General features: G+C 57.3%; 13 protein-coding genes. 9 read left to right on the forward strand and 4 right to left on the reverse strand.

The annotated features are described in order from the left end of the window. The first annotated feature begins 65 nt into the window (after positions 1 to 65). The 7 genes from pdhA to GOB86_RS00200 all read left to right on the forward strand — a co-directional run bounded on the left by pdhA (position 66) and on the right by GOB86_RS00200 (position 7,137). A complete protein-coding gene (gene pdhA / locus GOB86_RS00170) occupies positions 66 to 1,076 on the forward strand; it encodes a pyruvate dehydrogenase (acetyl-transferring) E1 component subunit alpha (protein WP_165990391.1) in 1,011 nt (336 codons plus the stop codon). Positions 1,077 to 1,082: 6 nt separating this feature from the next. Further along, the gene (locus tag GOB86_RS00175; protein ID WP_165990392.1) at positions 1,083 to 2,444 is read left to right on the forward strand and encodes a pyruvate dehydrogenase complex E1 component subunit beta; all 1,362 of its coding nucleotides are present in this window, start codon (positions 1,083 to 1,085) and stop codon (positions 2,442 to 2,444) included. 11 nt (positions 2,445 to 2,455) lie between these two features. After that, on the forward strand, positions 2,456 to 3,706 hold the full coding sequence (locus GOB86_RS00180; protein WP_165990393.1) for a pyruvate dehydrogenase complex dihydrolipoamide acetyltransferase: 1,251 nt from the start codon (positions 2,456 to 2,458) through the stop codon (positions 3,704 to 3,706). 30 nt (positions 3,707 to 3,736) lie between these two features. Continuing rightward, positions 3,737 to 5,149, forward strand: a complete 1,413-nt coding sequence (gene lpdA / locus GOB86_RS00185; RefSeq protein WP_165990394.1) for a dihydrolipoyl dehydrogenase — start codon at positions 3,737 to 3,739, stop codon at positions 5,147 to 5,149. Between the two features lie 140 nt (positions 5,150 to 5,289). After that, complete coding sequence (lipA, locus tag GOB86_RS00190; RefSeq protein WP_165990395.1) at positions 5,290 to 6,264, forward strand: lipoyl synthase; 975 nt, start codon at positions 5,290 to 5,292, stop codon at positions 6,262 to 6,264. Then, positions 6,264 to 6,758, forward strand: coding sequence for a type II toxin-antitoxin system RatA family toxin (locus GOB86_RS00195; protein ID WP_165990396.1), 495 nt, complete (start codon positions 6,264 to 6,266; stop codon positions 6,756 to 6,758). Before lipA ends, GOB86_RS00195 begins: the two co-directional genes overlap by 1 nt. A gap of 61 nt (positions 6,759 to 6,819) precedes the next feature. Continuing rightward, on the forward strand, positions 6,820 to 7,137 hold the full coding sequence (locus GOB86_RS00200; RefSeq protein ID WP_165990397.1) for a hypothetical protein: 318 nt from the start codon (positions 6,820 to 6,822) through the stop codon (positions 7,135 to 7,137). An 18-nt stretch (positions 7,138 to 7,155) separates the two neighbouring features. On the opposite strand, the gene GOB86_RS00205 is transcribed toward GOB86_RS00200, so the two are convergent. From GOB86_RS00205 to GOB86_RS00220, 4 genes are all read right to left on the reverse strand, one after another. Next, positions 7,156 to 7,662, reverse strand: coding sequence for a CinA family protein (locus tag GOB86_RS00205; protein ID WP_165990398.1), 507 nt, complete (start codon positions 7,660 to 7,662; stop codon positions 7,156 to 7,158). Between the two features lie 12 nt (positions 7,663 to 7,674). Beyond that, the gene (locus GOB86_RS00210; RefSeq protein WP_165990399.1) at positions 7,675 to 8,157 is read right to left on the reverse strand and encodes a phosphatidylglycerophosphatase A family protein; all 483 of its coding nucleotides are present in this window, start codon (positions 8,155 to 8,157) and stop codon (positions 7,675 to 7,677) included. Then, a complete protein-coding gene (locus GOB86_RS00215) occupies positions 8,154 to 10,130 on the reverse strand; it encodes a lytic transglycosylase domain-containing protein (RefSeq protein ID WP_165990400.1) in 1,977 nt (658 codons plus the stop codon). Before GOB86_RS00215 ends, GOB86_RS00210 begins: the two co-directional genes overlap by 4 nt. A gap of 83 nt (positions 10,131 to 10,213) precedes the next feature. Beyond that, the gene (locus GOB86_RS00220) at positions 10,214 to 10,822 is read right to left on the reverse strand and encodes a YjbE family putative metal transport protein (protein ID WP_253543610.1); all 609 of its coding nucleotides are present in this window, start codon (positions 10,820 to 10,822) and stop codon (positions 10,214 to 10,216) included. Between the two features lie 163 nt (positions 10,823 to 10,985). On the opposite strand from GOB86_RS00220, the gene purB reads away from it, so the two are divergent. Further along, positions 10,986 to 12,335: an adenylosuccinate lyase gene (gene purB, locus GOB86_RS00225; protein WP_165990401.1), complete on the forward strand. Its 1,350-nt coding sequence runs from the start codon at positions 10,986 to 10,988 to the stop codon at positions 12,333 to 12,335. 151 nt (positions 12,336 to 12,486) lie between these two features. Continuing rightward, positions 12,487 to 13,254 (forward strand): phosphoribosylaminoimidazolesuccinocarboxamide synthase, encoded by a 768-nt coding sequence (gene purC, locus GOB86_RS00230; protein WP_165990402.1) that lies wholly within the window; start codon positions 12,487 to 12,489, stop codon positions 13,252 to 13,254. Positions 13,255 to 13,262: the final 8 nt, after the last annotated feature.

The raw sequence follows: 13,262 nt of genomic DNA on the forward strand, positions 1-13,262 counted from the left end.
AGTCCTCTGGCCGCCAAGACATTACGTTAAGACGCATTTACCTATGTATCGTAGAGGGTCCATACATGGAAACAACATCTGAGCAGGTCGGCGCAGTCGGTGGCAACGGCCCATCACTGACCCGCGAGCAGTTTTTAACCGCTTACCACGACATGCTGCTGATCCGCCGGTTTGAAGAAAAAGCCGGGCAGCTTTATGGCATGGGCCTGATCGGGGGGTTCTGCCACCTTTACATCGGGCAGGAAGCTGTTGTGGTGGGCATACAGATGTGCCTGAAGGACGGTGATAAACTCATCACATCCTACCGCGACCATGGCCAGATGCTTGTTGCAGGTATGACCCCACGCGGCGTTATGGCCGAACTGACCGGCCGTGCTACCGGCTACTCGCATGGCAAGGGCGGCTCCATGCACATGTTCTCGCGCGAGAAAAATTTCTACGGCGGACATGGAATTGTGGGCGCACAGGTCGCACTTGGCATTGGTCTGGCGTTCGCCAACAAATACCGTGGCACGGATGAAGTCTCCGTAGCCTATTTTGGTGATGGCGCGGCAGGGCAGGGGCAGGTTTACGAAAGCTTTAATCTGGCGGCCCTGCACAAACTCCCCTGTATTTTTGTCATTGAAAACAACAAGTACGGCATGGGCACGGCAATCGAGCGGGCTTCGGCTTCTCACAATCTGTATAAAAATGGCGAACCCTGGGGCATTCCCAGTCTGCAGGTCGATGGCATGGACGTAGCAGCCGTGCATGCCGCCGCGGCTCAGGCCGTTGCACACTGCCGGGCGGGAAAAGGCCCATACATTCTGGAAATGATGACCTACCGCTACCGTGGTCACTCCATGTCCGATCCGGCAAAATACCGGACGCGTGATGAGGTCGATCAGGTACGCAAAACGCGTGACCCGATTGAGCACGTCAAACACATCCTGCTTGATGCCGGGGTGGAAGAGGCCACGCTAAAAGCCATGGAAACCGAAATTAAAGCCGTCGTGAACGACTCAGCCGAATTCGCACAGACGAGCCCGGAACCTGATCCTTCTGAACTCTATACGGACGTTGTGCTGGAGGCCTGAGTAATTATGGCGACTGAAATTTTAATGCCCGCCCTTTCCCCCACCATGACAGAAGGCAAAATTGCCCGCTGGCTGAAAAAGGAAGGGGAAACCATTACGGCTGGGGATGTTCTGGCCGAAATCGAGACCGACAAGGCCACAATGGAAATTGAAGCCATTGAAGATGGTATTCTTGGCCGTGTACTCATTGCCGAAGGCGTAGAGGGGATTGCCGTCAACACCCCGATCGCCATTGTCGTGGAAGATGGCGAGGCCGTGCCCGATACCGTGGCCAGCCAGCCGGGCACAAACACACCGGCCAGCACTCCGGTGGCAGATGCCCCCGCGCAGGCCAGTGTACCTGCCGCCCCAATAACGGACACGACCCCAGAACCAGAACGCGATTGGGGTGAGACGCATGACATTACTGTGCGCGAAGCCCTTCGGGATGCCATGGCAGCAGAATTGCGCCGTGATCCGGACGTGTTCCTGCTTGGTGAGGAAGTCGCCGAATATCAGGGCGCTTACAAAATTTCGCAGGGGTTGTTGCAGGAGTTTGGCGAAAAGCGCGTTCTGGACATGCCCATTACCGAACATGGTTTTACAGGCATGGCAGTGGGCGCTGCCCTGACCGGGCTTAAGCCTATTGTTGAGTTCATGACCATGAACTTTGCCATGCAGGCCATTGACCACATTATTAACTCCGCCGCCAAAACGCTTTACATGTCTGGCGGGCAGATGGGTTGCCCCATTGTTTTCCGTGGCCCCAATGGTGCTGCCGCACGCGTGGGTGCCCAGCATTCGCAGTGTTATGCAAGCTGGTACGGGCATGTTCCCGGCCTTAAAGTTGTTGCACCATGGTCCGCGGCAGATGCCAAGGGGCTTTTGCGCGCGGCAATCCGCGACCCCAACCCGGTCATTGTTCTGGAAAACGAAATTCTTTACGGGCAGAAATTCCCTTGCCCGGTTGATGAGGATTTTATTCTCCCCATTGGCAAGGCCAAAATCGAACGGGCAGGTACGGACGTAACCATCGTTGCCTTCTCCATTGCAGTCGGTACGGCCCTTGATGCTGCGGCCGAACTTGCCAAACAAGGCATTGAGGCCGAGGTGATCAACCTGCGGAGCATTCGTCCGTTGGACACAGCCACCATTGTCAACAGCGTTAAAAAGACCAGCCGCCTTGTTACGGTGGAAGAAGGCTGGCCGTTTGCAGGCATTGGCTCCGAAGTTGCCATGCAGGTTATCGAGCATGCCTTTGACTGGCTGGATGCGCCGCCAGTGCGCGTGGCGGGCGTGGATGTTCCCATGCCGTTTGCCGCCAATCTGGAAAAACTGGCTCTCCCGCAGCCTGAGCACGTGGTTAAAGCCGTGCGCAGCCTGATCTGAGGTGTTGCAAGATGGCAATTGAAATTCTGATGCCCGCCCTTTCCCCTACCATGACAGAGGGCAAAATTGCCCGCTGGCTGAAAAAGGAGGGCGATACGGTCAGCAATGGCGATGTTCTGGCCGAGATCGAAACCGACAAGGCCACCATGGAAGTGGAAGCCATAGAAGATGGCATTTTTGGCCGTATCCTTGTTCCCGAAGGGACCGAGGGGGTTGCGGTCAATACCCCGATCGCGATTATGGTGGAGGAAGGCGAAGCGGTGCCTGAAGCCGCCACGCCTTCCGCTGCGGCCAGCACGGCGCCGGTAGCATCCCTTGCACCCGCCCTAACCGCCAACGCGCCAGCACCCGCTGCGGCAACGCAGCAGGCAGCGCGTCCAACCAACCGCATTGTGGCATCACCTCTGGCCAAGCGGATTGCCGCCGCAAAAGGTGTGGACCTTGCCACGCTCAAAGGCACAGGCCCCAATGGCCGCATTGTCAAACGCGATGTGGAGGCTGCGGGCACCCAGCAGACCGCAGCACCGCAGCCTTACACACAGGGCACAGCACCACTCCCTACAGGCGGCAGCCGTACAGTGCCGCATTCCACCATGCGCAAGGTCATTGCCCGGCGGTTGAGTGAATCCAAGGCAACCATTCCACACTTCTATGTCTCCATGGATGTGGAACTGGACGCGCTTATGGCGCTCCGGTCGCAACTGAACGCTCTGTCCGGCGATAACGGGCCAGATGCGTTCAAGCTGTCGGTCAATGATATGCTGATCAAAGCGGCTGCTCTGGCGCTTAAACAGGTGCCAGAGGTCAACGCCTCCTTTACGGAAGACGCCATGATCTTGCATGAGGATGCGGATATTTCGGTGGCGGTTTCCCTTGATGATGGCCTGATCACGCCCATTGTGCGCGCAGCAGACCGCAAAAGCCTGAAGCAGATCAGTCAGGAAGCCAAGTCTCTGGTTACGCGTGCACGGGCTGGCAAGCTCAAACCCGAGGAATTTCAGGGCGGCACGTTCTCCATTTCCAACATGGGTATGTTTGGCGTCAAGGAATTTGCGGCCATTGTTAACCCACCACAGGCCGCCATTCTGGCTATTGCCGCAGGCAAGCGGCAACCTGTGGTGAGTGGGGATGAGATTAGAATAGCAACGGTCATGACCGTTACCCTCTCGGTTGATCATCGTGCAGTGGACGGAGCGCTGGCGGCCAGATGGCTCTCGGCTTTCCGCTCCATTGTCCAGGCACCTCTGGCTCTTGTTCTGTAACGCAGCCTTTTGCGGGAGAAATTTGGCACCATGAGCCAGACAGATTTTGACGTTATCGTCATTGGTGGTGGGCCGGGTGGTTATGTTGCCGCCCTGCGCGCCACCCAGCTTAAACTCTCGGTAGCGGTAGTGGAGGCCCAACACCTTGGCGGCATCTGCCTTAACTGGGGGTGCATTCCCACCAAGGCGCTGCTCCGGGCGTCAGAAATCAATCATCTGCTGCACGATCTGCCTGCCTACGGGTTCAAGGCCGAGGGTGTAAGCTTTGATTTTAAAAAAATTGTTGGCCGTTCACGGGCGGTTTCCAAGCAACTGTCCGCCGGCGTTGCGCATCTGCTCAAAAAAGCCAAGGTTCCGGTTTTTAATGGCTATGGCAAACTGGATGGCACCGTGGCCAATGGGCGGCGTAAGGTCCTTGTGACCAAGGACGGCGCTCCCCCGGCAACCCTGACCGCCCAGCATGTTATTCTGGCAACCGGTGCACGCGCACGCGTTCTGCCCGGGCTGGAACCAGACGGTCAATTCGTCTGGTCCTACAAGGAAGCCCTTGTGCCAGAAACAATGCCCAAGAGCCTTGTTGTCATTGGCTCCGGTGCCATTGGAACCGAGTTTGCATCCTTTTACCGCAATATGGGTGCGGATGTAACGTTGGTAGAAGTTGCCGATCGCATCCTGCCTGTTGAAGACGAAGAGATCAGCCAGCTTGCGCGCAAGGCGTTTGAAAAACAGGGCATTCGCGTAATGACCGGCGCCAAAATTGGCGCGCTGCAAAAAACGGCGACAGAGGTCAGCATTCCCGTTACGCACAATGGCAAAACCGACACACTGGTTGCCGAACGGGTAATCTCTGCCGTTGGCATTGTCGGCAATGTGGAAAATATCGGGCTGGAAGGTACCAAAATTCAGGTCGATCGGACGCATGTGGTCACAGACACCCTGTGCCGTACGGGCGAACCCGGCGTTTATGCCATTGGCGATCTGGCAGGCGCACCATGGCTTGCCCACAAGGCCAGCCATGAGGCCGTTATGTGTGTGGAAGCCATTGCAGGCCGGAAAGTCCACCCCATTGATCCAACCAAGGTGCCCGGTTGCACCTATTGCCGCCCACAGATTGCCTCCGTTGGCTACACGGAAGCCAAAGCCCGTGACGCTGGCTATAAGGTACGCATTGGCAGGTTCCCGCTCCTTGCAAACGGCAAGGCCCTTGCCATGGGTGAGCCAGATGGGTTGATCAAAACTGTTTTTGACGCCCAGACGGGCGAACTGCTTGGCGCCCACATGATTGGCGCTGAAGTGACTGAAATGATTCAGGGGTACGTCATTGCCCGCACGGGTGAATTGACAGAAGCGGAACTGGCGGAAACCATTTTCCCACACCCGACCATTTCTGAATCCATGCATGAAGCAGTTCTTGCTGCCTATGATGGCGCTTTGCACTTCTAGCCCCTGTTTACCAAAGGGAAGAGGCATCAATCTCTAGGGTTTGATGTCTCATCCCCCTTTCATCACCTCTTCACGCCTTGACGGGCAGGCGAGGGCATTCCAGTTCTATCTGCACTCTTTGGGTATAAATGGGCGAAGTCATGTCTACTCGTGTCGAGATTGATCATCGAAAAGGTGGGACAAGCCGGATAAGGCATCCGGAAAAAGCCCATCGGCCGGACAATCCCATTGCCCGCAAACCGGAGTGGATACGCGTTAGAGCGCCAAACCACCCGACATACCACGAAACCCGCGCTCTCATGCGTGACAACAAGCTTATTACCGTGTGTGAGGAGGCCGCCTGCCCCAATATTGGGGAATGCTGGTCCCAGCGCCATGCCACCATGATGATCATGGGGGAAATCTGCACCCGTGCCTGTGCGTTCTGCAATGTCAGCACCGGTCTGCCCAAACCGCTGGATGAGGGTGAGCCAGAACGCGTGGCCGAAGCCGTAGCCAAGCTGGGCCTGCGGCATGTAGTCATTACCTCCGTGGACCGTGATGACCTGCCCGATGGCGGCGCACTGCATTTTGCCCATGTTATTCAGGCCATTCGCGCCATATCCCCCACCACGACAATTGAAATCCTGACCCCGGATTTTTTGCGTAAGGACAAGGCGTTGGAGGTGGTTGTTAAAGCCCGCCCAGACGTGTTCAACCATAATCTGGAAACCGTGCCACGCCTGTACCCAACCATTCGGCCGGGAGCGCGCTATTACCAGTCCATGCGCCTGCTGGACCGGGTCAAACAGCTTGATCCATCCATTTTCACCAAGTCCGGACTGATGCTCGGGCTGGGAGAGGAAAAAATGGAAATCGCTCAGGTCATGGATGATCTGCGCATTGCTGATGTGGATTTTATTACAATGGGACAGTATTTGCAGCCCACGGTCAAGCATGCTGCCGTTGCGTGCTTTGTCACACCACAGGAATTCGAGGACTACGGCACCATGGCACGCGTAAAAGGCTTTTTACAGGTAAGCGCGAGCCCCCTTACGCGGTCTTCCTACCATGCTGATACAGACTTTGCGCAACTCCGCGAAGCACGCAACAAACGCCTGAAGGAGGCTCTGTAATGCCCAAACACGCAGAGACGCGTGTTCTGCCCTATCGCCCTGACCAGATTTTTGATCTGGTCGCGGACGTTGCACACTACCCGGCCTTTTTACCCTGGTGCGTTGCCGCACGCTTGCGCACACGCACCGAAACAGAGCTTGTAGCCGACCTGACCATAGGTTTTGGCCCGTTCCGTGAAAGCTTTACCTCCCGCGTCACATTGGATCGGCCAAGCACAATTACCGTTCGCTATGAACGCGGGCCATTCCGCTACCTGCGCAATGTGTGGAAGTTCACACCACATGCCAGCGGCTGTCAGGTCGATTTTTTTGTCGACTTTGAGTTCAACTCCCGCATTCTCCAAGCAGCAATCGGAGTGGTCTTTACCGAGGCAACCCGCCTTATGGTCTCTGCTTTTATCAAGCGTGCCAAAGAAGTTTATGGGCCACCAACCATGCAGGCGGGTTCCACAACAACCAACCCTGCCATTTCGGGCCAGAAGACGGTAAGCTAAACTGCGCGGCAATAGCCGCTTAGAGGACAGAGTTCAGCCCATGACCAAAAGGGAGCAGATCATGCCCAGACTGTTTTATCTGCTCGCACTTTTGGAACTGCTAACGCCTGTAGCATACGCTCTGGCAGACAGTGCGCCACCACAAATGGCACAACACGTGGCACAGACAGCGCATCCACGTGCAGAGCCCAACAGCCCGGACGCCACGGATACGCTCAATGCCCGCAGTCTGGCCCATGCCCAGCAACCCAAGCCTGTAGAACCAGCAAAGCCCGTAGCTATGCCCATTTTACCCGATGGCACCATAGCCAGTGGTACTGGCGTTATGGCCCCTGAGTTACTGGAAGCCCCTGTTTATAATCCGGCAGACAGGCGATAACCCGGCCCTACAGACCGATTACAACCGGGCGCAAATAAGTGTCAGGGCATGCAATACGGCCTGTTCACGCACACTCGCCCGATCGCCAGAAAATATCTGTCTGCTTGTTCGGGTTGCTCCACCCCGCAACGCAGTCGCAAACCAGACCAGACCAACAGGTTTGTCTTCACTGCCACCACCGGGGCCTGCAATACCAGAAATGGAAATAGCAATACCTGCCGTGCAGCAGGCATTAAGCGCCCCCTCGGCCATTTGCTCGACCGTTTGAGCACTCACCGCACCATAGGCCGCTAAAGTACCCGCCTGTACGCCAAGCACAGCCTGCTTCATGCTGTTGGAATAGGTTACAAACCCACCTTCCGTCACATCTGACGATCCGGCAAAATGTGTTAACGCCCCAGCTACCAATCCACCTGTACAGCTTTCCGCCGTAACAACCCTTATCCCGGCAAGGCGTAACAGCTCCAGAGCACGGGCCGCCTCAGCCAAAACCGCAGGACCAAAAAGCACCGCCTGATCACTCATGTTTCGCCCCTTTTACGACCGCAAAGCCCATATTTTACGCAGTGCCAGCACACAACCTGCACTGGCAGCACCGGCCAGTACGTCATCCCCCATAACACCCAAAGCATCATGCCGCTTGTCCAACGTGCCAATGGGGCCGGGTTTGGTAATATCGAATGCGCGGAACAGGCCAAACGCCACAATTGGCCATAACAGCCGATGCGTGGTTCTGGCGGCGGTTTCATTAGTATTGCTGTCGGGCAAACAGGCCAGCAGGGCGATCCACATGCCCGCCACTTCATCAATCACAATCCAGCTGTGATCTTCACCTTCCCCCGCGCGGGCCGTGGCCCACCAGCCCACAAGTGTCGCTGCAACTGCGGCGCAAACCAGCGCGCGAGGCCGCCTTAGCAAAGGCAACCCTACCAGTAACGCCGCTGCCGACCCAACGGTACCGGGGGCACGGGGTGCCAGACCACAGCCTCCAAAAGTTGCTATCAGACGGGCAGGGGTCATCGTGGTGTTTCCAGTGCTTTATAAACAATCATGTTTTCCCACACACGCTGCACGTAATTCCGTGTCTCGGCGTAGGGTATATTTTCCACCCAGTCGATCATCTGCTCCATATCCCCCCCGGTGCGGGCGGGGTCTCCGGCTGTGCTCAGCCATCTGGCCAGCCGGGTGGGGCCACCATTATACGCAGCAGCCATATAGGGAACGATAGGGCCAAACCGATCCTGCATGTGGAGCAGGTAGGCTGTGCCCAGTTGCATGTTATTCTGCGGGTTCCGCAGCCCCAGAGCCGTGGCGGCTGACTGGGGCACCCCTGCGGCGCGCACCATGTCCGCTGCTGTGGAGGGTTTGAGCTGCATAAGTCCGATCGCGTTGGAAGGGCTTATGGCATCCGGGGTGAAGCTGCTCTCCTGCCGCATCAGGCCCATAACAAAATCCCGGGGCAGATTGCTCTGTGGCGGTGTGTAGGGCAGCGGCCAGCCTGAGCGCAGCATAAACACACCGTCACGCCCAGCATGCCGGGCAATGGTCACGGCAATATCAGGCACTCCTAGCCGCAAGGCCAGAGAGGAGAGAGCCTGACGCTGCGGTGTCTGCGTAACCTGTTTTTCAAACAGATTCAAAAAATCGCGCGTATGGTCCTTATCCCCCATGGACGCCAGCCTGAGGGCAGCCAGAAGCAGGTCATTGTCCGCAGGCAGGCTCTCCTCAGAAGATGAAGGAGATGCATTGTTGGCTGACAGGAGATTTTGCACGATCAACGCTGGCACCTGCTCGGGTGCTAGCAGCGCATTACCCGGACCAGCCAGTGTTGCCGCGGCCATCTGACCATAATAGGTACCAGGGTATGCTGCTGCACGGGTCCAGTCTGCCTGTGCGGAGGCCATGTTACCCCCGGCGGCACGGGCACGTCCAAGCCAGTAGAACCCTCGGCTACAGGTAATAAGAGACGAAGAGCTTGTAAGCTGGCGAAAGAAGTCTTCCGCCGTTACCGTATCATGCTGCATACGCAGCGCGATCCAGCCGCTCAGGAACACGGCATCCAGCCGACTTTCACCATCAGCGACCGTGTCATTCGCTACAGCAAAAGCATCCTCTGCCCGATTCTGCTGGATCAGTTCACGCGCCAACCCATCGCGTTCCCGCCAGAACAGTTTGGAGCGTGTCGTTCTTTCCGCCTCAACCGCTCCGGCCTTCCACAAGGCAACAGCATCATCATATCGCTGCCGTTTGCGTAGCCAGCGGGCCAGATCCAGCACAAGCCACGGATCCGTGCGTGAGGAAGAGGGAAGGGCGTCAAACAGGGATTGCGCAGTTGCGTCATTGTTCCGTAACGCCAGACGCGCTTGAGCTAACGGCTGCCTGGCGGTGGAAAGATAAGGCAGGGTCTGCTGGGCAGCACTTACCAGTCCCGTGCGTTCCTGCCGGTCAAAACGCAACCATGAGCTTTGGGGCGTAAGAACCGCACCAAATGTCGTAGCCAGAGCACTGGCAGCAGTTGGTGTATCGTTACCATCCGTCCATGCTGTCAGGGCCTCGCCTGCCAGTTGTTGCTGGAGTGGCTTATTATCCGCCAGTTGCGTCGCACACTGTGCGAGTGCTGGCGCATAAGTCAGCTTTTGGCTCTGGCACAAACGGGCCAGAACCTGTGCATCTGTCTCGTTCGCCAGGGCCTGCTGCATACGCAGGACCAGAACCGACCAGCGCGGCCATATACTGCCGGATTGCAAAAAGTCCGCGTAATCCTGAGCGCTGGCATGTGTTGGTCCAACAAGACGGAGCCACACATCCAACCGGTCGTTCAGGCTCCCTGTAAACGGTGCCCCCTGTGTGGACGCAGCACTCCCTGCTGGCGCGTCCTCCCCAGTTGCAGACACCTGCTGTGCAGAGGGGCCGGAACAGGCGGTCAGCGAAAAACCGACCAGAGAGACCGCAGCGACAAGCTGCCGCCGCCATGAAGGATAAAAACGGATCATACCCGAGATTCAACGGGTTTCTTATAATTTGGCAAGCTCTTTTGTTGGATGAAAAGAGCCTGCCTGTCACACCTGCGTCAGGCTCAGGACAGGTGGCCCCAGACCTCCCCACCACCGCTCACGATCAGTTCCACAGCGACGGCGAGAACAACCAGCAGCCCCACCCACGAAATCCATTTGTAACGCTCAAGCAGACGCGCAATCAGTGATGCCGCAAGCCCCATAAGCACCACGGACAGGGCAAGACCCATGACCAGAATACCGGGGTGTTCACGCGCAGCCCCCGCAACCGCCAGCACGTTATCTAAGCTCATGGACAGATCGGCGATCAGAATTTTGATAATGGCCGAACGCAGGCTGCCCGGTGCAGCCGTACCATCCCCATCAGCCGCCTGACTATGCTGCATCTCGCGGTACATACGCCAGCAGACCCACAGCAACAGCAGACCGCCCGCCAGTGTAAGACCAACAATTGCAAGCAGTTTGACCGCAACCAGCGCCAGCAGCACCCGGATAACAGCCGCCAGCCCCACACCGGCCCAAATGGCCTTGCGCCGCTGCGCCCCACTGAGCGAGCGCACGGCCATGCCAATGACAACTGCGTTGTCTCCGGCCAGAGTAACATCGATCAGCACAACCTGCAGGAGGGCGGCTACTGCCGGAAAACTGGCAGAATCAAATAGGTTGGCCACAATAACTCCGATTCCAAAACAAGCATTGAATGGCGGGAATTTCTGGCACATGGCAGAAAATGTCAAAGTTTTCCATATTGCGGGCAGACGACATGCGCGAAATCCGCTAGAGAGGCGCCACCTGTTCTGACGTTCTAACTGTTCTGGTTAAGGAATTCGCGTTATGGTGCCGCGCTATACCCGCCCCGTCATGGCCGCAATCTGGTCCCCTGAAAACCGCTATCGAATCTGGTTCGAGATCGAAGCTCTGGCCTGTGAGGCCATGGCCGAATACGGGACAGTCCCCAAGGAAGCCGCCAGGATCGTGCGTGAAAAAGGTGATGCCGCCATGGCCGCTTTTTCCGATGCAGATCTTGCCAGAATTGATGAAATCGAAGCCGAAACCCGGCATGACGTCATTGCGTTCCTGACATGGCTTGCAGAGAAGGTTGGCCCCGAAAGCCGCTTTGTCCACTTGGGCATGACCTCCTCGGACGTGCTGGACACCTGCCTTGCCGTGCAGCTTGTGCAGGCCACGGACCTGCTGCTCAAGGACCTGGACGATACTCTGGCCGCGCTGAAGGCCCGTGCGTTTGAACACAAACACACGCTGACCATTGGCCGCAGCCACGGCATTCATGCCGAACCCACGTCTTTTGGTCTCAAGATTGCTGGCCATTATGCCGAGTTCGCCCGGAACAGAACCCGCCTTGAAACCGCACGGGCCGAAATTGCCACATGCGCCATTTCCGGCGCGGTCGGCACCTATGCCCATCTGGACCCGCGGGTGGAAGCCTATGTGGCCGAACGTCTTGGCCTTCAGGCTGAGGCTGTTTCCACGCAGGTTATCCCGCGTGATCGCCATGCTGCATTCTTCTGTGCTCTGGCCGTGATCGCCAGCGGCATTGAACGGCTTGCAACAGAAGTCCGCCACCTTCAGCGCTCGGAAGTACGCGAGGCGGAGGAATTCTTCCATCCGGGGCAGAAGGGGTCTTCCGCCATGCCCCACAAACGCAACCCCGTGCTGACCGAAAACCTGACCGGCCTTGCCCGTCTGGTGCGCGCAGCCGTTATTCCCGCACTGGAAAACGTAGCCCTGTGGCATGAGCGCGACATCAGCCACTCCTCGGTTGAGCGTAACATCTGCCCCGATGCCACCATCGGGCTGGACTTTGCCCTTGCCCGCCTGTCCGGCATGATTTCCAAACTTGTGGTCTATCCCGACCGCATGGCCGCGAATATCGAAAGCCTTGGCGGGGTCGTACACTCGGGCGAGGTCCTGCTTGCACTGGCCAAAGCAGGGATGTCGCGCGAGGATGCCTACCGTATTGTCCAGCGCAATGCGATGGCCACATGGACCAAACTGGGCACGCCCGAAGGTAAGACCTTCCGTGAAAATCTGGCGGATGATACCGAAATCTCAGGCCGCATTCCCGTCGATGTGCTTGACGCCGCCATGGACGGCCGCCAGCACCTGAAAGCGCTGGATTTCCAGTTTGAAAAAATCTTTGGCGAGGCAGGCCCCAAGCAGTAAGGCCTGCCCGTCCTTTACAGGCTGTATCCTCCATGCGGGAAGCCTGCTATGAACATTGGGTCAGTAAAGGGGTGAACCACGCACTCGGTTCCCCCGGTTTTTGGGGCGGTCGCCCAGCCGCCCTTACACATTTCGACAGGTAAGGATCATCATGGCCCGTCGCCGCCAGCTTTATGAAGGTAAAGCCAAAATCCTCTTTGAAGGTCCAGAACCGGGGACCCTTGTGCAATACTTCAAGGACGATGCCACGGCTGGCAATGGTGCCAAAAGCGGTGTGATTACCGGCAAGGGCGTGCTCAACAACCGCATTAGCGAGCATCTGATGCTCCGCTTGCACGAAATTGGCATCCCCACGCACTTTATCCGCCGGATCAACATGCGTGAGCAGTTGGTAAAGGAAGTGGAGATCATCCCGCTTGAAGTGGTGATCCGCAATGTTGCCGCTGGCAGCATTTCCAAACGCTTCAATATTCCTGAAGGCCAACGGCTGCCGCGCCCGATTGTCGAATTCTATTACAAGAATGACGAACTAGGCGACCCGCTGGTATCGGAAGACCATATTATTGCATTTGGCTGGGCCTGCCCCCATGACTTGGAAGACATTACGGGCATGGCCATGCGCGTAAACGACTTTCTGTGCGGTCTGTTCAGCGGCATTGGCATCCAGTTGGTGGACTTCAAGCTTGAGTTCGGCCGCTGCTGGGAAGGTGAGGACATGCGCATTGTTCTGGCCGACGAAATTTCGCCCGACAACTGCCGCCTGTGGGACCTTCGCACAAACGAAAAGCTCGACAAGGACCGCTTCCGCCGCGATCTGGGCAATGTGAAGGAAGCGTATCAGGAAGTGGCGCGCCGCATGGGCATTCTGCCCGAAAACGGTGCCGCGGGCGACATGAAAGGCCCAGAAACAGTTCAGTAACCCCTACG

Source organism: Acetobacter lambici (assembly GCF_011516885.1).
In the GTDB taxonomy this organism is placed as follows: Bacteria; Pseudomonadota; Alphaproteobacteria; order Acetobacterales; family Acetobacteraceae; genus Acetobacter; species Acetobacter lambici.